Source organism: Pseudoalteromonas sp. APC 3355, assembly GCF_030407615.1.
GTDB classification, from domain to species: Bacteria; Pseudomonadota; Gammaproteobacteria; order Enterobacterales; family Alteromonadaceae; genus Pseudoalteromonas; species Pseudoalteromonas distincta.
In genome coordinates this window covers 429,458-446,749 of record NZ_JASDDB010000001.1, presented here as the reverse complement: position 1 = coordinate 446,749, position 17,292 = coordinate 429,458, and the positions used below count along the sequence as shown (strand labels likewise).

The window sequence follows — 17,292 nt, the reverse complement described above, 5'->3', positions numbered from 1 at the left end:
ATGCTTTTATATTTTAATAAAATGATTTTTTTGCTTTAAAAGCTACATTTTGTGGATAAAACGGGTGGATTTCACCCCTTTAAACTTGTAATTAAATGCGCGGCACGCGACAATATATCTTTGTAGTTGAATAGACTCCTCATCTACATATATTAGTCAATGCTTATTCGTAAAAGCGTTGTCGAGTCATTCTCATTTAATTTATTAAAAATACACGTGATACATTGTAGGTGTCACCACTGTAGCAAGGATTTATAATGCCAGTTATTACTCTTCCAGACGGAAGTCAACGTAGTTTTGAAAACCCTGTAAGCACGCTTGATGTTGCAAACGACATTGGTCCTGGTTTAGCTAAAGCGACCATTGCGGGCCGTGTAAATGGCGACCGTGTTGATGCATGTGATAAAATTTGTGAAGATTCTCGTCTTGAGATCATTACCGCTAAAGACGATGACGGCCTTGAAATCATTCGTCACTCTTGTGCTCACTTAATTGGTCATGCCGTTAAGCAACTTTTCCCAGACGCAAAAATGGCAATTGGTCCTACCATTGATAACGGTTTTTACTACGATATCGATATGGAACACTCATTATCACAAGATGATCTTGAAGCAATTGAAAAGCGTATGCTGCAACTTGCAAAAACCAACTACGACGTAGTGAAAAAAACAGTAAGCTGGCAAGAAGCACGCGATACATTTGAAGCGCGTGGCGAAACATACAAAATAGAAATTCTGGACGAAAACATCGCTAAAGATGACCGCCCAGGTTTATATCATCATGAAGAATATGTAGACATGTGTCGTGGACCTCACGTTCCTAACATGAAATTTTGCCAAAACTTCAAAATAATGAAAGTGGCGGGTGCATATTGGCGTGGTGATTCAGAAAACAAAATGCTACAACGCATTTACGGCACCGCGTGGGGCGATAAAAAGCAACTTAAAGCGTATTTAAAGCGCCTTGAAGAAGCTGAAAAACGCGATCACCGTCGTATTGGTAAAGCGCTTGATTTATGGCATTGGCAAGAAGAAGCGCCAGGCATGGTATTTTGGCACAACGATGGTTGGAGCATTTACCGCGAGCTTGAAGAATTTGTACGTGAAAAATTACGCGAATATGAGTACGAAGAAGTAAAAGGTCCAATGATGATGGACCGTTCACTTTGGGAAAAATCAGGTCACTGGGAAAAATATTCAGAAGCAATGTTTACCACTGAGTCTGAAAAACGTGAATACGCAATTAAACCTATGAACTGTCCTGGTCACGTGCAAATCTTTAACCAAGGTTTAAAATCGTACCGTGATTTACCACTTCGTATGGCTGAATTTGGTTGTTGTCACCGTAATGAACCATCAGGTGCACTACACGGTTTAATGCGTGTACGTGGCTTTACACAAGATGATGCTCACATTTTCTGTACTGAAGAGCAGATAATGGACGAAGTGTCAGCGTGTATTAAGATGGTTTATGATACATATGAAACATTCGGATTTGAGAAGATTGTAGTTAAGCTATCTACTCGCCCAGAACAACGCATTGGTGAAGACCATATGTGGGATAAAGCAGAGCTTGCTTTAGCTGATGCACTTAAGCTAAACGATATTGAATTTGATTATCTTCCGGGCGAAGGCGCGTTTTACGGTCCGAAGATTGAATTTACTTTGTACGATTGTTTAGACAGAGCGTGGCAGTGTGGTACAGTGCAATTAGACTTTGCATTACCGGGTCGTTTAGGTGCTACTTATGTAGCAGAAAATAACGAGCGTCGTACACCTGTAATGATACATCGTGCTATTTTAGGTTCAATTGAACGCTTTATTGGCATTTTAACTGAAGAGTACGCTGGTTTATTCCCGACGTGGCTTGCACCAAAGCAAGTGGTAATTATGAATATTACCGATAAACAGGCTCCTTATGTTAAAGAAGTTGTACAAAAATTAAATAAACTTGGAATTAGAGCCGCTGCTGACTTGAGAAATGAGAAGATTGGCTTTAAAATCCGTGAGCATACACTGAAGCGTATTCCATACTTGCTTGTTGTTGGCGATAAAGAAGTTGAACAGCAAGAAGTAGCAGTGCGTACTCGCACAGGTGAAGACCTTGGCAAATTTAATGTTGATGATTTTGTAGCTAAAATTAGTGAAGAAATTAAAAATCGACAGTAAAAATCGAGCGTGTAAGGCATTAACAAACAGCCATTTACACGCTTATATTATTGATATTCTTGGAGGAACGTACTATTAGAGGCGGCAAGAAAGGGCAACAAACAGCTCAAAAAAATCGTATTAACGAAGAAATTACAGCGCAAGAAGTTCGTTTAATTGACATTGAAGGCGAACAAGCTGGAATTCAGTCATTACAAGACGCGCAAACTATGGCCGATGCAGCGGGTGTTGATCTTGTTGAGATCAGTCCAAACGCTGAGCCGCCTGTTTGTAGAATCATGGACTACGGTAAGTTCATCTTTGAAAAAAGCAAAGAACTAAAAGAGCAGAAGAAGAAGCAAAAGCAAATCCAGATAAAAGAAATCAAATTCCGTCCTGGTACGGATGAAGGTGATTATCAGGTTAAGCTTCGCAACTTACGTAAGTTCTTAGAAGCTGGTGATAAAGCTAAGATTACTATCCGCTTCCGTGGTCGTGAAATGGCTCACCAAGAAATTGGTATAGAATTATTAAACCGTATCAAAGCCGATTTAGAAGAGCTTGCAGTAGTTGAGTCTTTCCCAAATCGTGTTGAAGGCCGCCAAATGGTTATGATGATGGCGCCTGTTGCTAAAAAATAATTTTTAAGCGATAATACGCACCGAAATTAGCTCAGGTCTGCAAGCAATATGCGAATATTCACCTGAGTTAACCGGTCTTAAAGCAAGATTGCGGCATTTATGTTGGGTCTTCACCGGAACATGGCAGTAAGTTAGGCCTAAAAGTGGAGCTATAGAAATATATCTCACGCCTGCTTACTAATTTAAAAGCAATACAATTGGAGTTATTGCAATGGCTTATAAGCTAAAAAGTCACAGTGGCGCTGCTAAGCGTTTCAAAAAGACTGCTTCTGGCGGTTTCAAGCGTAAACAAGCGCATCTTCGTCATATTCTGACTAAGAAAACTTCTAAGCGTAAGTTACACCTACGTCCTAAGATGATGGTTCATAAAAATGACCATGGTCTAGTTTCACGTATGTTACCGTTCGCTTAATAGGGGTTTTTAGAAATGGCAAGAGTTAAACGCGGCGTTGTCGCACGTGCACGTCACAAAAAAGTTTTAAAACAAGCAAAAGGTTACTACGGAGCACGTTCACGTGTTTACCGCGTAGCTTTCCAGGCTGTTACTAAAGCGGGTCAATACGCTTACCGTGACCGTCGTGCGAAGAAACGTACTTTCCGTCAATTATGGATTGCACGTATCAATGCTGCTTCACGTCAAAATGGTCTGTCTTACAGCCGTTTTATCAATGGTCTTAAAAAGACTTCTGTAGAAATCGATCGTAAGATCCTTGCAGATATCGCTGTTTATGACCAAGTTGCATTCGCAGCGCTTGTAGAAAAAGCAAAAGAAGGCCTAGCCGCTTAAGCTTTTTTATATAAGTATTAAAAAGGAGCCTATGGCTCCTTTTTTTGTGCCTGTAATTTAGTAACTTAAACCAATGAGTAATACCAATTCGCTTAATTAAATGATCTATTTTGAGGGCGGAAAAACGTGTTGATAGCTAGGCAAAAATTCGCTATTTAGTTGTTCTCGGCAATTGCTCCTGCATCCATGCAGTCGTAAATGAGAGTTTTTTAACGCAGGTAGCGACATGGTTAGCCCCGCAAAATGATTAAGTATTATTGCGCATTGGTATAATACTTAATAAGGTTATAAAGCCTAAAAACACAGGTGTGAATGAGTGAAATGTATTTGGCTGCATTTTTTTGTTGAATCACCGCAGTTTCCTCATTATAAAAAATTTAGTTGATATAATTTATATAATTAAGGCGTTTGTTAGAGAATTTTATGTTTGCAAGTTTACTAATTTTATCTGCAAGTGTGGCGTATGACGCACACTTACCTCCACTCATTGAGTGGCAGGGGAAAAGCGTAGAGCTTTTACAAAAACAAGGGCCGTTAACTACTGACTTTGAGTTATCTGCAGGTGAAGCGTCGCCCGATTATGCAAATACAATGGCATTTGTAGATAGGTTAGTTGCTGCAAACCCTACTCAGTTTCAATCTCAAACCATTGGCTATAGTAATAGTAAACGCGCAATAAAAATGTTGATTGCCAGTGAGCAAGGTTTTTTTGAAGCAAGGCAAATGGCTAATAGCACTAAGCCAACTATTTTTATCCAGGCAGGAATACATTCTGGTGAGATAGACGGTAAAGATGCCATGTTCATGTTACTCAGAGATATAGCGACGGGTAAGCGCCGTGACATTTTAAAAAAGGTAAACATATTATTTATTCCTATTTTAAATGTAGATGGTCACGAACGTAGCAGTGCATTCAATCGCATTAATCAACGGGGCCCTGCAAAAATGGGCTTTAGAACAAATGCTAATAACCTTAATTTAAATCGTGATTTTACTAAATTAGATACCCCAGAAGTTAGAAGTGTTTTAAAGGTTATTAACGACTACAACCCAAATTTATACATTGATGTACACGTTACCGACGGCGCAGATTACCAATACGATGTGACTTATGGTTACAATCCGGTATTTTCGAGCGAATCGCCTGCGGTATCGGATACATTAAACCAGTTTTTTAAACCTCTCATTGACGATACGCTAGCGAAGCAAGGACACATCCCAGGACCACTTGTTTTTGTTATGGATAAACGCGACTTTAAAAAAGGGTTAGCGGGCTGGGTTGCTACGCCACGCTTTTCAAATGGTTGGGGGGATTTAAAGTCATTGCCGACTATTTTAGTCGAAAATCATTCATTGAAGCCCTACAAGCAACGTGTATTGGGAACTTATGTATTTTTAGATGGTGCTATTACTGCGCTATCAAAGCACAGTCATGAATTAGCTAATGCAGTAAAAAAAGAACAAGAATTTGTTCCTAAACAGTTAATAGTAAAGCGTGGCTATGCCAAACAAGCTGATACTATTGCACAGTTTAAAGGCATTGAATATTCATCAAGCATGAATTCACTTTCGGGTCAAAATGAAGTGAAGTATTTGGGTAAAGCACATACATATACTGACTTACCTATTTATTGGCAAAAAGATGTACAACATACAGTTGAAGTACCTAAAGCTTTTTTTATTCCGCCTGTATATAGCAACATTATTGAGAAACTAAAGTTACATGGTGTATCTATTAATAAACTTGAAGGGGCAAACACACAGCCTTTGAAAGTTGCAAAGGTGGCAGACTACACGTTTGATAAAGCACCATTTGAAGGGCGTTTTAGAGTATCAGCAACTTTTGATTACGTCCCTGCTATAAATGTAGATTTAGATGGTTGGTACCAAGTAAATACCCAACAAAAAGCAGGCGAATTAGCGGTTCATTTATTGCACCCGGAAGCCCCTGATTCATTTTTTGCGTGGGGTGAGTTTAATACTATTTTTCAGCGTACTGAATATATGGAAAACTATGCGCTAATTCCGTATGCACGCCAAATGCTAAAAGATAACCCAAAACTTGCGCTTAAGTTTGATAAAAAACTTAAAGATAAATCGTTCGCAAGCGACGCTGATGCGAGATTAAACTGGTTATATGAGCAAAGTCCATTTTATGATCAAGCGTACTTAAAGTACCCAATACTTATGTCATTCGAAGAAGAAGTTGTTATTCCAGATCAAAAAAGTAAAGAAATCTAATATGCAAATTATAACCATACCCGTCACTGCATTTGCACAAAATAGTCGTATTATTTGGTGTAGTGAAACTAAACAAGCCGTAGTCATAGACCCAGGTGGCGCCCCTGATAAAATAGTAGCAGCCCTTAATGAGCATAAACTAGAATTAAGTGCTATTTGGTTAACGCACGGGCATTTAGATCATGTGGGTGGGGCTGATATTTTACGTAATCAATTTAACGTACAAATTATTGGCCCACAAAAAGATGAGTACTTCTGGTTTGAAAACTTACCTATGCAAGCACAAATGTTCGGGTTTAAATCCATTGAGCCTTTTTATCCGGATATTTGGCTAAACCATAACGATACCGTGAGCGTAGGTAAACTTAGCTTTTTAGTGAAGCATTGCCCAGGGCATACACCCGGTCATATTGTGTTTTATCAACAAGAGAATGAATGCGTTATTGTAGGTGATGTTATTTTTAAAGGCTCAGTAGGGCGCACTGACTTCCCTAAGGGGAACAGTGAACAACTTATAGAGTCGATTAAGACGCATATTTTAACCTTACCTGATAATACTAAAATACTGGCAGGACATGGTAGCGACACTACGGTGGGATTTGAAAAGAAAACAAATCCTTTTGTGAGTGGTAAGTTTGGTTAAGTTACTTATTTTAAGTTTACAAACTGCATAAACATTAAAAATAAGCAGACTGAGTTTTAAAATGGTTGTATAATTTAACCAGTTTATTTGATAAATAAGAAATAAAATGTCTCTAAATCACGTAGATCGCCAAATATTGGCACTTTTACAACAAGATGCTAGTTTATCAACCGCAGAAATTGCAGATAAAGTAGGCTTGTCTCAATCTCCATGCTGGCGTCGAATCGCTAAGCTAGAGCAAGATGGTTATATAAAAAGCAAAGTGGCTCTTTTAGATGAGAAAAAACTTGGCTTTGATATGCTTGTATATGCACATGTGCGTTTATCAAATCACGGTAAAAAGAATCTTGCTGAGTTTGAAAAGCTGATCATGAGCTACGACGAGGTAACAGAGTGTTACACTATGGCTGGTACCATGGACTTTATGCTACGCATAATTTCACAAGGCATAGAAGGGTATGAGCATTTTGTGCGCGATAATTTACTAAGCTTAGAATACGTCCAAGAAGTACATTCTAATGTAACAATGACATGTGTAAAACGCAGTACTTCCCTTCCTTTGTAAAAGCACTTCTTTTAAAAGCTAAACCATTTTTAGTTTAGCTTAACCACATAATGACAATTGTTAACTGAGCGCTAATTTGGTAGAATTTAGCGCTTTTTTTGATACCCATTACACCATTTGAGGACCTCAATGTTTAACTTACTCAGTAGGGCGCCTAGCTCTGCTAAAAACGATATTCTATCTGGATTAACTGTGGCGTTAGCCTTAGTGCCAGAAGCAGTTGCGTTTGCCTTTGTTGCAAATGTAGAACCTTTGGTTGGTCTATATGCCGCGTTTATCGTTGGTTTAATTACGGCTATTTTTGGCGGTCGCCCTGGTATGATTTCAGGTGCAACCGGTGCACTAGCAGTTGTTATGGTAAGTTTAGTGCTTGATCACGGTGTTGAGTATCTATTTGCAACTGTGTTGCTGATGGGAATACTGCAAATTCTCGCGGGTGTATTTAAACTCGGTAAGTTTATCCGTATGGTTCCTCATCCGGTAATGCTTGGTTTTGTAAACGGGTTAGCAATTGTTATATTTTTAGCTCAGCTAGGGCAGTTTAAAGTGCCAGACGGTATGGGCGGACAAGAATGGATGACAGGTAATCCATTATTTATCATGCTTGGCTTAGTTGCATTAACCATGGCAATAATCCACTTTTTGCCAAAATTGACTACAGCAGTGCCTTCATCTCTAGTTGCTATTGTAACTGTAACTGGATTAGTGATTGGGTTTGATTTAGAGGCGCATACAGTATTAGATTTCTTAAAAGGAATGACAGGCGACGAAGCTGCAACAATCGCTGGCGGCTTACCTGAATTTCATATTCCTATGGTGCCTTTTAATGTAGAAACACTGAAAATTATTTTCCCATATGCACTTATTTTAGCGGCTATTGGTTTAATTGAATCATTATTAACGCTTAGCTTAATTGATGAGATCACAGAAACTCGTGGTCATAGTAATAAAGAATGTATTGGTCAAGGCGCTGCAAATATTACCTGCGGTATGTTTGGTGCAATGGGTGGTTGTGCAATGATTGGTCAATCAATGATCAATATAAATTCAGGTGGCCGCTCTCGTTTATCAGGTATAAGCGCTGCACTTATGCTACTTGGTTTTATTATTTTTGCCTCTAGCTTAATTGAAATGATCCCATTAGCTGCACTTGTTGGTGTTATGTTTATGGTAGTACTTGGTACATTTGAATGGGCAAGCTTTAAAATGATGAAGCGCGTACCATTATCTGATGCATTTGTAATTGTTCTTGTGTCGGGCGTGACGGTTATTACTGATTTAGCGATTGCTGTATGTGTGGGCGTTATTGTATCGGCTCTAGTATTTGCTTGGCAGCATGCGAAGCAGATATATACAACTAACTACATTGATCAGGAAGGCGCTAAGGTGTACGAACTACATGGTCCGTTATTCTTTGGCTCTGTTAAAAACTTTTCTGAGTTATTCGATGTGAAAAATGATCCTAAAAATGTGATTGTTGAATTTAAACACAGCCGCGTATCTGACCACAGTGCAATAGAAGCAATTGATACACTTGCTGACAAATACACAAAAGCAGGTAAACAACTTCATTTACGTCACTTAAGTAAAGACTGTACGCAGTTGCTTCATAAAGCACGTGATTTAGTTGAAGTGAATGTGATTGAAGATCCAACCTACAAGGTAGCATCAGATAAACTAGCTTAATTTACACAAAGCTATTGATATTTAAAAAGCGGAAGGTGGATAACCTTTCGCTTTTTTAGTGTCTCGACTATTTGTTTGCGGTAAGACTCTTAAAAAGCAAGGCAAGCTGTAGTGCTATGCAAACTCATAAATCTATATAATAAGACTACCTAATTTTGTGAAAATTAGCCCTACATAGGTAAAAATAATAAAAATAACAAACGCCTATTTTATGGAATTAGTTTTAACCATACGGAGTAAACATCTATTTTGAACTGGCAATCTTTAGTCGATAACAGGCAACGTTTTTTTTGGCTTTTGCAAATCGCGGGCTGGATTGGTTACGCGTTAGTAAATTATATCGGCTCTAAAGTATTTGAAATGCGTGATATATACGTATTTGTTATTTTATTGAATGCTTACGCTGGTTGTTTGATGACAGTGCCGCTTAGGTATATTTACCGTAAAATTTGGAATGCCTCGCCTTGGGTATTAATGATTGTAGTATTTGGTGCCTCTTATATAACGGGGACTCTATGGGCTGTCGTTCAAAAATTCAATCTATGGGAAATATACCGCCATGGTTATAGACCAGAGGAGTGGTTTTATTACCTGCAGCAAGGTTTAGATTCGGTTTATATTATTTTATGTTGGAGTGGTTTGTACTTTGGCGTTAAATATTATCAGTTATTACAAAGTGAGCGACAAAAAGCGTTAAAGGCCACAACGATGGCACACGAAGCGCAACTAAAAATGCTCAGGTATCAGTTAAATCCCCATTTTTTATTCAATACACTTAACGCTATTTCTACTTTAATTTTGGTTAAAGAAAACAAAGATGCTAACTTAATGGTAGCAAGGTTAAGTGACTTTTTACGTTACACACTTAATACCGATCCAATTAAAAAAGTACCGCTTGAGCAAGAGCTTCATGCGCTCATGCTTTACTTAGAAATAGAGCGCGTCCGTTTTGATGAGCGATTGAAAGTAAATGTAGATATTAGCGAGCAAGCAAAAGAGGCTTTAGTACCGAGCTTAATTTTGCAACCAATTATAGAAAACGCGATTAAATATGCCATTGCCCATCTGACAGAAGGTGGTGTAATTGATATTAAAGCACAAGTATTTGCGAATGAATTATTACTAGAAGTGGGTGACAACGGCCCTGGCACTGAAATACTTGATGGCCAATTAGTTAACGCTCAAGGTGTAGGTGTTGCTAACACCAAAGATAGATTAAAAACGTTGTATGAAAATAATTATTCGTTTGTATTATCACATAATACGCCAAGTGGATTAAAAGTTAATCTGCGAGTACCTTTTGAGAAGGCTGTGAAAAATGACTAAAATAAAAACACTCATTGTTGATGATGAACCGTTAGCGCGAAAAGGTTTAGCGGTAAGACTTGAAGAATATTCTGATATTGAAGTAATTAAATTATGTAGTTCAGGCGCTGATGCAATTGAAATGTGCCAAAGAGAGAAAATCGATTTGGTTTTTTTAGATATTCAGATGCCAGGTATGAATGGCTTTGAGGTGGCAAGAGCGCTTAGCGAAAGTACAAAAGTATTACCTGCAATTGTATTTGTAACTGCTTTTGATCAGTTTGCTGTAAAAGCATTTGAAATTCATGCTCTCGATTACATTTTAAAACCCGTTGATGATAACAGATTAAAACAGGCGGTAGAAAAAGTGCATACTTATTTAAAAACGCAGCAAGACAACGCCCATAAGAAAAAACTAGCGAGTTTTGTAGCCGGTATTACTGGTAATAATTGCGAAGAAATATTAAAAAAATTAGCGACTGGCGATACCTTAACAGATAGACGTTACCCAGAATCGCTTGCAGTAAAAGAGCAGGGTGAAATTATACGGGTACCTGTAGCGACTATCCAATGGGTTGATGCTGCAGGTGACTATATGTGTTTACACTGTGAAGATGGACAAACGCATATACTTCGTAAAACAATGAAAGAGCTTGAGCAAGAGCTAGACCCTCAGTTATTTGTGCGTGTACACCGCAGTGCAATAGTAAATACAAAACAAATTAGTAAGCTGGTTACACAAGTAAGTGGCGAGTATTTATTAGTACTTGAAAACGGACAAGAATTAAAAGTGAGCCGTAGCTACCGAGATAAGGTTAAAGCGGCATTAGCAAGTTAAAGCCAACGCTTTTATTACAGGCAAAAAAAATGCGAGCTAAGCTCGCATTTTTTATATTTAGTAATTATGCAACAGTTACAATTTTCATAGTGTTAGTTGCGCCCACAGTTTCCATTGAGTCACCGTGAGTAATAATTACTGTATCACCAGACTGTAAAGAACCTTGAGAAACCAAAGTATCAAGTGCCGCTTTTACCATACCGTCTTTTTCAGTTTTTGTAGAATCAAAAAATACTGGGTAAACACCACGATAAAGTGCTGTTTGACCTAATGTACTCGCATGGCGTGAAAGCGAGTAGATTGGTAAGCCAGAGCTGATACGTGACATTAATTTAGCCGTGCTACCAGATTCAGTAAGCGTGATGATAGCTTTAACAGAATCTAAGTGATTAGCTGCATACATAGCAGAAAGTGCGATAGATTCTGCATTGTTAGAAAAACGACTATCTAAACGATGCTTAGAAACATGCGTTTCTTTTTGAGATTCAGCACCTAAACAAACACGTGCCATAGTTGCAACAGTTTCTTCAGGGTAATCACCTGCAGCTGTTTCAGCTGAAAGCATTACAGCATCTGTTCCATCAAGAACAGCATTTGCAACATCCATAACTTCTGCACGTGTAGGCATAGGGTTATCGATCATCGATTCCATCATTTGCGTTGCTGTAACTACAGTACGGTTTAATGAACGAGCACGACGAATAATTAGTTTTTGCTTGCCCATAAGAGCTGCATCACCAATTTCAACACCTAAATCACCACGAGCAACCATTACAGCGTCAGACGCTAGAATGATGTCATCAACAGCTTCTTGTGTTTCAACGGCTTCAGCACGTTCAATTTTTGCAAGTAGTTGTGCTTTTGAACCAGCAGCTTCAGCAAGTGAGCGTACGTAGCGCATATCGTCGCCACTACGTGGGAATGATACGGCAATGTAATCTACGTCAATTTCAGCGGCAGTTATTAAATCTTCTTTATCTTTTTCAGTAAATGCTGGAGCAGTTAAGCCACCACCTAAACGGTTAATACCTTTATTGTTAGATAAAACACCGCCAACAGTTACAGTACAATGTACTAAGTGCCCAGCTACTTCATCAACAGTTAGTTGAATAAGGCCGTCGTTTAGGAGTAGTAAGTCGTTAGGGCTAACATCGTTAGGTAGTTCTTTATAATCAATACCTACAGAGTTAACATCGCCTTCGCCTTTTTCCATTTTTGCATCAAGAGTGAACTTTGCACCCACAGCAAGCGTTACTTTACCTTCTTTAAAAGTAGAAACGCGGATTTTAGGGCCTTGAAGGTCAGCAAGGATAGCAATATGCTTGCCTAATTTTTTTACAATATCGCGTACAGCTTGCGCACGGTCTTTATGATCTTGGGCAACACCATGTGAGAAGTTTAAACGTACTACATTAGCCCCAGCGATAATAATTTTTTCTAAGTTGTTATCTCTATCGGTAGCAGGTCCAAGGGTAGCGACTATTTTCGTGCGTCTTAGCATCAATTTCTCCTGTTTGCTTGGTGAAAGCATGTTGACGTTATTTTGTTGAATTAAAATATCTATATTAGATTAAAATATTTTAATTATGTGCAAACTTCAAAGGTTTGCCACTATTTTATACAAAACTATTGTGTCATCATTATGACACCGGTGTCAGAATGCGTCAATGATCTTAATTTCAATTAGCGTTGCTTTTAGTCACCCCGAGAGCATTGATGTTTGATATAATTACGTAGCTTATTTATCTGTAATAAAAAAGCATGTTGTATGGGCTCATAGTTAGTATTTTATGACTGTATGAGTATAATGCACGCGGTATTATTTAATTTATACACTGAATTTTCTAACCAAATAGTTGTTACCGAGGAGGACACTAGATGCAAGTTGCATTAGTAGGGTTAGGCGTTATGGGAAAAAATCTTGCCCTAAACTTGATTGAAAAAGGGATAACGCTAGTCGCTTATGATAAAAACCCACATGCGGGTGAAGAGTTACTAAGTTGTGCCAAATCACAAGGCATGGCTGATAGGCTTCACATTGTCTCTGATTTAAGTGACATGGTAAGGCGTTTAGAGGCACCTCGTTCTATTTTATTACTTGTACCTGCTGGTGAGTTAGTTGATACAGTTTGTAATGAACTTGTAGAGGCCGGCGTTAATTGTGACGATATGATAGTCGATTGCGGTAATAGTAATTATAAAGACGGTATAACGCGTAAACTCAAATACCAAAATAAATTTGAATTTGCCACTATGGGAATTTCTGGCGGTGCAGAAGGCGCTCGTCATGGTCCTGCAATGATGGCAAGTGGTTCTGAAGGTGGTTGGGAACGTATTGAGCCATGGTTTGAAAAAGTAGCTGCTAGCTATAATGGCGACTCATGTTTTGCACGTGTTGGCCAATCAGCAAGTGGTCATTTTGTAAAAATGGTTCACAACGGTATTGAATACGCACTGATGCAACTTATTGCAGAAGTGTACCAATTACTTCGTTTAGGTACTGATCGTTCTCCAAAAGAAGTAGCTGAGATATTTAATGACTGGTCAGAAGGTCAATTAAATAGTTACTTACTGTCTATTTCTAGCCATATATTGTCACTTGAAAATCATAATAATGTACCGCTTGCGGACTTAATTGATAATAAAGTTGGCGCTAAAGGTACTGGTCTTTGGACTGCGCAAAATGCACTCGAACTTGGTATTGCTGTCCCTTCACTTGTTGCTGCTGTTCAAGCTCGTCATTTAACTAATGCATGTAATACAACGGCTGCACAAGAGATGACATATGCATCTAAATCAACGAACAATGTTGAAATTGATTTAGAAGAGCTAAAAGACGCGTTCTTACTTGCAAGCTTACTTGCGTATCGTCAAGGTCTAGCGCTAATCAAAGGTGCATCACGTACTCATCAGTGGAAAGTAGATTTATCTAAAACGCTTCAAACGTGGCGCGCTGGTTGTATAATTCGTGCTGACTACCTTGATAGCGTTGCACAAGGCGTTGAATTTATTGACACTCTTGAAAAAGAGTCTAACTCTTTGCGAAAAATTACCGGTCAAGCAATAATGACTGGTTTAGCATTCCCTGTATTGGGAGCTACACAAACGTATTTAGCAACATTAACTACACCGAGTAATGGGCATTTAGTTCAAGCCCAGCGTGATTACTTTGGTGAGCACGGCATAAAAACCCACAGTGGTGAAATGTGTCATTTAACTGATTTAGTAGATATAGACGCTAAAGTTAGATAAAAAACAGTTGTTTAAAACGATAAAGGCACGCTATTTAGCGTGCCTTTTGTATTTTTAGCCCGTAAAAATTAACGGCTTAACTCACCACGTAAGTTATCTTGCATTAAATGACGAATCGTTTCGACTTCAAGATTTTGGCTAAATAAATAATGTAACTTAGTTAAACATGCTTCAAGGGTCATATCATACCCACTTATTACACCAATATTTAATAGCGCATTACCTGTTGCATAGCCACCCATGTTTACATGACCTTTTAAACACTGAGTTAAGTTAACAATTACGACGCCACGTTTACTTGCTTCTTCGAGTATTGACAAAAAGCTCGGATCTTGTGGTGCATTACCTACACCAAAGCTCAGTAGCACCAGTGATTTAATATTGCCATTGACCAAGCTTTTAACTACCTCTTGGCTAATGCCAGGATACAAATAAAGCACCCCGATAGGTTGAGGTGTAATTGGTGTAACTTGCAGCTCATTTTCAACATATGGGCTAAGCTGACCCTTAATAAGTTGAATATTAATACCTGATAACGCTAAGGGGTCTAGATTAGGCGAGGCAAAAGCATTAAACCCATCCGCGTGTGCTTTAGTTGCTCTATTACCTCTAAACAGTTGGTTATTAAAGAAGAGACTTACTTCAGCAATAGGATAATTTGCAGCTAAATACATGGCATTAAGTAAGTTTACTTGGCCATCAGAACGTAATTGTGAGAGCGGAATTTGTGAGCCGGTTACAATCACAGGTTTAGTCAAATTTTCGAACATAAATGACAGCGCTGAGGCTGTATACGCCATAGTATCAGTGCCATGGAGCACCACAAAACCATCATAATCTTGGTATTTATCTTTGATATCATTAGCAATAAGTTGCCAATGCTCTGGAGACATGTCTGAAGAATCTATAAGAGGGCAGTATTCGTGAATATCAAACAAAGGCATTTCATCACGATTAAATTCTGCGTTATTCACTACGGTTTCTGTTAAAAAACCTTCAGCCGGAATATAGCCTCGACTCGATTTTTTCATACCTATAGTACCGCCAGTATAAGCGATATAAATGCGTTTACGTTTCATAAAAAAAGCCCAGTAAAAAAACTGGGCTTAGTATAACGTTAAGTAACTTTAAATACAGCTGATTAGGTAAAGCTATGCACTTTTATTGTGCAACGTTACACACTAAACAGCGTGCATATACACCTTGTGGATCGTTGTAATCTTTAAGGTTTTCAACTTCAGTACTTAATTGGTTAATAACGCTTTGCAAGTTAGCTTGCGTTGCTAACACAGATGATTTTTGTGTTTGTAAACCAAGCATCGATTTAATAGACGCATTACCAAAAATGTTTTGAATCATTTTTTCTTGCGAGCTTAAATCTTGTTTAATAGTTTTAACTTCATAATGATTAAGCTTGGCAAGTGCAGCCGCGGCTTCAATCGCACCTTGTTTGTCGCCTAGCTTATCAACCAAACCTAGTTCAAGTGCTTGAGATGCAATCCATACACGGCCTTGGGCAATTTTGTCAACCTGCTCAGGCGTCATATTACGCGCATCAGCAACAACATTTAAAAAGCGACCGTATGCTTCTTCAACGTTCATTTGAATTACTTGACCCATCTTTTCATTTAGTGGACGAGTGATAGAAAAGCCAGCCATTTCGGTTGTTGCAACGCCATCAGAATAAACACCAATTTTCGATAAGGTTTTCTCAAATGTCATAAACGTACCAAATACACCAATTGAGCCTGTAATTGTACTTGGTGCAGCCCAAATTTCGTTTGCAGCAGAGGCAATCCAATAACCACCTGATGCAGCCACAGAACTCATTGAAGCAATAACAGGTTTACCAGCAGCCTTAAGGGCTAATACTTCAGCACGAATAACTTCAGAGGCAAACATACTACCGCCACCAGAGTCGATACGTAGTACAACCGCTTTAACTTTATCATCAAGGCGTGCTTTACGAAGTAGGGCAGCTGTAGAGTCACCCCCAATTTCGCCAGCTTTACGCTCACCATCAACAATTGTACCTTTAGCAACTACGACGGCGACTTTTTCGGTAATAGGGTTATCAAATTCAATAGGTGGTTTAACCAAGCTTAAGTATTCACGAAATGAAACTTGCTTAAATGTCTTACCATCTTCTTGTGTGCCTACTAAATCAATTAATTGTTTGCGAACTTGCTGATTTGTTTTTAAAGAGTCAACCCACTGGTGATCAAGTGCATATTTACCTGCATCGCCATCGGCAGCTTTCATTTTTTCTAGATATACGTCCATTGTTTCGTCAAAATTTGACTCATCAAACGGGCGAACAGCGGCAACATCTTGTTTGTACTCGCTCCAAAGAGCGCCTAACCAAACGCGGTTTGCTTCTTTGGCTGCATCGGACATGTCGTTACGAATAAAAGGTTCTACTGCTGACTTAAATGTACCAACACGGAAAATATGCTGCGTTACTTCAAGCTTTTCAAGTGCATCTTTAAAGTAAAGCGGGTACATGCCATAACCTTCAATACCTACGCTGCCGTATGGGTGCATAGCTATTTCGTCAGCATGCGATGCAATATAGTATTGTGCTTGAGTATAGTAATAACCCGATGCAATTACTTTTTTGCCAGCTTGCTTGAAGGCATCAATAGCCTTTGTAATTTGCTTAAGTTTATTTAAATGTGCTTTAGGCATCTCTTGTAAATCAAGCAATATCACCGTGATACGATCGTCTTTAGTCGCTTCGTTTATTACTTCAACAATATCGTCGAGTAATATTTCGCTTGGTGCTTCAGAACCAGAAGTTGCATCACTAATTGCGGCTTCAACTGGGTCTATATATGTTTTCTCTTCAACAATAGGGCCATTTAAGTTAAGCCTGAGTACAGAGCCATTTTCAACTATTATTTGATCATCGTCACTTGAGAGTGACACAAAGAAAACAATTACCAGTAATAAAAACAAAATGTTTAGTATTAAGCGACGGGAAAAATTAATTCCAGCCCAAATACCTTTAAATACCTTTGCTATCAAAATAGCTCCTTAATTTGGTACAGTTAATACATTAGTTCCATCTTAGCCTAGAATAAAAATAAATTTAACTGCTAAATCGTAACGAAGTGTTTATGAGCCTATATAAACGTAAGTTTTTACTGCTATTTTTAATTAAATGCATGCACATATTGCTTATTAC

General features: G+C 38.5%; 14 protein-coding genes. 11 read left to right on the top strand and 3 right to left on the bottom strand.

The genetic code is table 11. The features are described from left to right. Positions 1 to 257 precede the first annotated feature (257 nt). The 10 genes from thrS to QMA08_RS01930 all read left to right on the top strand — a co-directional run bounded on the left by thrS (position 258) and on the right by QMA08_RS01930 (position 10,853). Positions 258 to 2,168 (top strand): threonine--tRNA ligase, encoded by a 1,911-nt coding sequence (thrS, locus tag QMA08_RS01975; RefSeq protein WP_024606251.1) that lies wholly within the window; start codon positions 258 to 260, stop codon positions 2,166 to 2,168. Between the two features lie 59 nt (positions 2,169 to 2,227). Continuing rightward, positions 2,228 to 2,788 (top strand): translation initiation factor IF-3, encoded by a 561-nt coding sequence (gene infC, locus QMA08_RS01970; protein ID WP_002960714.1) that lies wholly within the window; start codon positions 2,228 to 2,230, stop codon positions 2,786 to 2,788. Positions 2,789 to 2,999: 211 nt separating this feature from the next. Then, positions 3,000 to 3,200, top strand: a complete 201-nt coding sequence (gene rpmI, locus QMA08_RS01965) for a 50S ribosomal protein L35 (protein ID WP_002960713.1) — start codon at positions 3,000 to 3,002, stop codon at positions 3,198 to 3,200. A 15-nt stretch (positions 3,201 to 3,215) separates the two neighbouring features. Further along, entirely contained in the window at positions 3,216 to 3,575 is a 360-nt protein-coding gene (rplT, locus tag QMA08_RS01960; RefSeq protein ID WP_002960711.1) for a 50S ribosomal protein L20, read from the top strand. Between the two features lie 423 nt (positions 3,576 to 3,998). Further along, positions 3,999 to 5,816 (top strand): M14 family metallopeptidase, encoded by a 1,818-nt coding sequence (locus QMA08_RS01955; RefSeq protein WP_290173451.1) that lies wholly within the window; start codon positions 3,999 to 4,001, stop codon positions 5,814 to 5,816. Position 5,817: 1 nt separating this feature from the next. Further along, entirely contained in the window at positions 5,818 to 6,459 is a 642-nt protein-coding gene (locus QMA08_RS01950) for an MBL fold metallo-hydrolase (RefSeq protein WP_290173449.1), read from the top strand. A 106-nt stretch (positions 6,460 to 6,565) separates the two neighbouring features. Then, complete coding sequence (locus tag QMA08_RS01945; RefSeq protein ID WP_002960703.1) at positions 6,566 to 7,024, top strand: Lrp/AsnC family transcriptional regulator; 459 nt, start codon at positions 6,566 to 6,568, stop codon at positions 7,022 to 7,024. Positions 7,025 to 7,153: 129 nt separating this feature from the next. Continuing rightward, positions 7,154 to 8,710 carry a SulP family inorganic anion transporter gene (locus tag QMA08_RS01940; RefSeq protein WP_182672657.1) on the top strand — a complete coding sequence of 519 codons (1,557 nt, stop codon included), beginning with the start codon at positions 7,154 to 7,156 and terminating at the stop codon, positions 8,708 to 8,710. Positions 8,711 to 8,959: 249 nt separating this feature from the next. Continuing rightward, the gene (locus QMA08_RS01935; RefSeq protein ID WP_024596641.1) at positions 8,960 to 10,036 is read left to right on the top strand and encodes a histidine kinase; all 1,077 of its coding nucleotides are present in this window, start codon (positions 8,960 to 8,962) and stop codon (positions 10,034 to 10,036) included. Next, positions 10,029 to 10,853, top strand: a complete 825-nt coding sequence (locus QMA08_RS01930) for a LytTR family DNA-binding domain-containing protein (protein ID WP_039489820.1) — start codon at positions 10,029 to 10,031, stop codon at positions 10,851 to 10,853. Before QMA08_RS01935 ends, QMA08_RS01930 begins: the two co-directional genes overlap by 8 nt. Before the next feature lie 64 nt (positions 10,854 to 10,917). Here QMA08_RS01930 and pyk read toward each other — a convergent pair whose 3' ends face one another. Beyond that, a complete protein-coding gene (gene pyk / locus QMA08_RS01925) occupies positions 10,918 to 12,354 on the bottom strand; it encodes a pyruvate kinase (RefSeq protein ID WP_290173446.1) in 1,437 nt (478 codons plus the stop codon). Positions 12,355 to 12,731: 377 nt separating this feature from the next. Here pyk and gndA point away from each other — a divergent pair, with 377 nt between their 5' ends. After that, positions 12,732 to 14,105, top strand: coding sequence for an NADP-dependent phosphogluconate dehydrogenase (gene gndA / locus QMA08_RS01920; protein ID WP_290173445.1), 1,374 nt, complete (start codon positions 12,732 to 12,734; stop codon positions 14,103 to 14,105). A 68-nt stretch (positions 14,106 to 14,173) separates the two neighbouring features. Here gndA and ansA read toward each other — a convergent pair whose 3' ends face one another. After that, entirely contained in the window at positions 14,174 to 15,184 is a 1,011-nt protein-coding gene (gene ansA / locus QMA08_RS01915; RefSeq protein WP_039489815.1) for an asparaginase, read from the bottom strand. A gap of 82 nt (positions 15,185 to 15,266) precedes the next feature. Then, the gene (gene sppA, locus QMA08_RS01910; RefSeq protein ID WP_290173443.1) at positions 15,267 to 17,132 is read right to left on the bottom strand and encodes a signal peptide peptidase SppA; all 1,866 of its coding nucleotides are present in this window, start codon (positions 17,130 to 17,132) and stop codon (positions 15,267 to 15,269) included. Positions 17,133 to 17,292: the final 160 nt, after the last annotated feature.

Coding starts and splice junctions, on each gene's coding strand:
- rpmI (WP_002960713.1), top strand. CDS start 3,000: ATGGCTTATAAGCTAAAAAGTCACAGTGGCGCTGCTAAGCGTTTCAAA.
- pyk (WP_290173446.1), bottom strand. CDS start 12,354: ATGCTAAGACGCACGAAAATAGTCGCTACCCTTGGACCTGCTACCGAT.
- thrS (WP_024606251.1), top strand. CDS start 258: ATGCCAGTTATTACTCTTCCAGACGGAAGTCAACGTAGTTTTGAAAAC.
- QMA08_RS01950 (WP_290173449.1), top strand. CDS start 5,818: ATGCAAATTATAACCATACCCGTCACTGCATTTGCACAAAATAGTCGT.
- QMA08_RS01940 (WP_182672657.1), top strand. CDS start 7,154: ATGTTTAACTTACTCAGTAGGGCGCCTAGCTCTGCTAAAAACGATATT.
- QMA08_RS01955 (WP_290173451.1), top strand. CDS start 3,999: ATGTTTGCAAGTTTACTAATTTTATCTGCAAGTGTGGCGTATGACGCA.
- ansA (WP_039489815.1), bottom strand. CDS start 15,184: ATGAAACGTAAACGCATTTATATCGCTTATACTGGCGGTACTATAGGT.
- QMA08_RS01930 (WP_039489820.1), top strand. CDS start 10,029: ATGACTAAAATAAAAACACTCATTGTTGATGATGAACCGTTAGCGCGA.
- gndA (WP_290173445.1), top strand. CDS start 12,732: ATGCAAGTTGCATTAGTAGGGTTAGGCGTTATGGGAAAAAATCTTGCC.
- rplT (WP_002960711.1), top strand. CDS start 3,216: ATGGCAAGAGTTAAACGCGGCGTTGTCGCACGTGCACGTCACAAAAAA.
- QMA08_RS01945 (WP_002960703.1), top strand. CDS start 6,566: ATGTCTCTAAATCACGTAGATCGCCAAATATTGGCACTTTTACAACAA.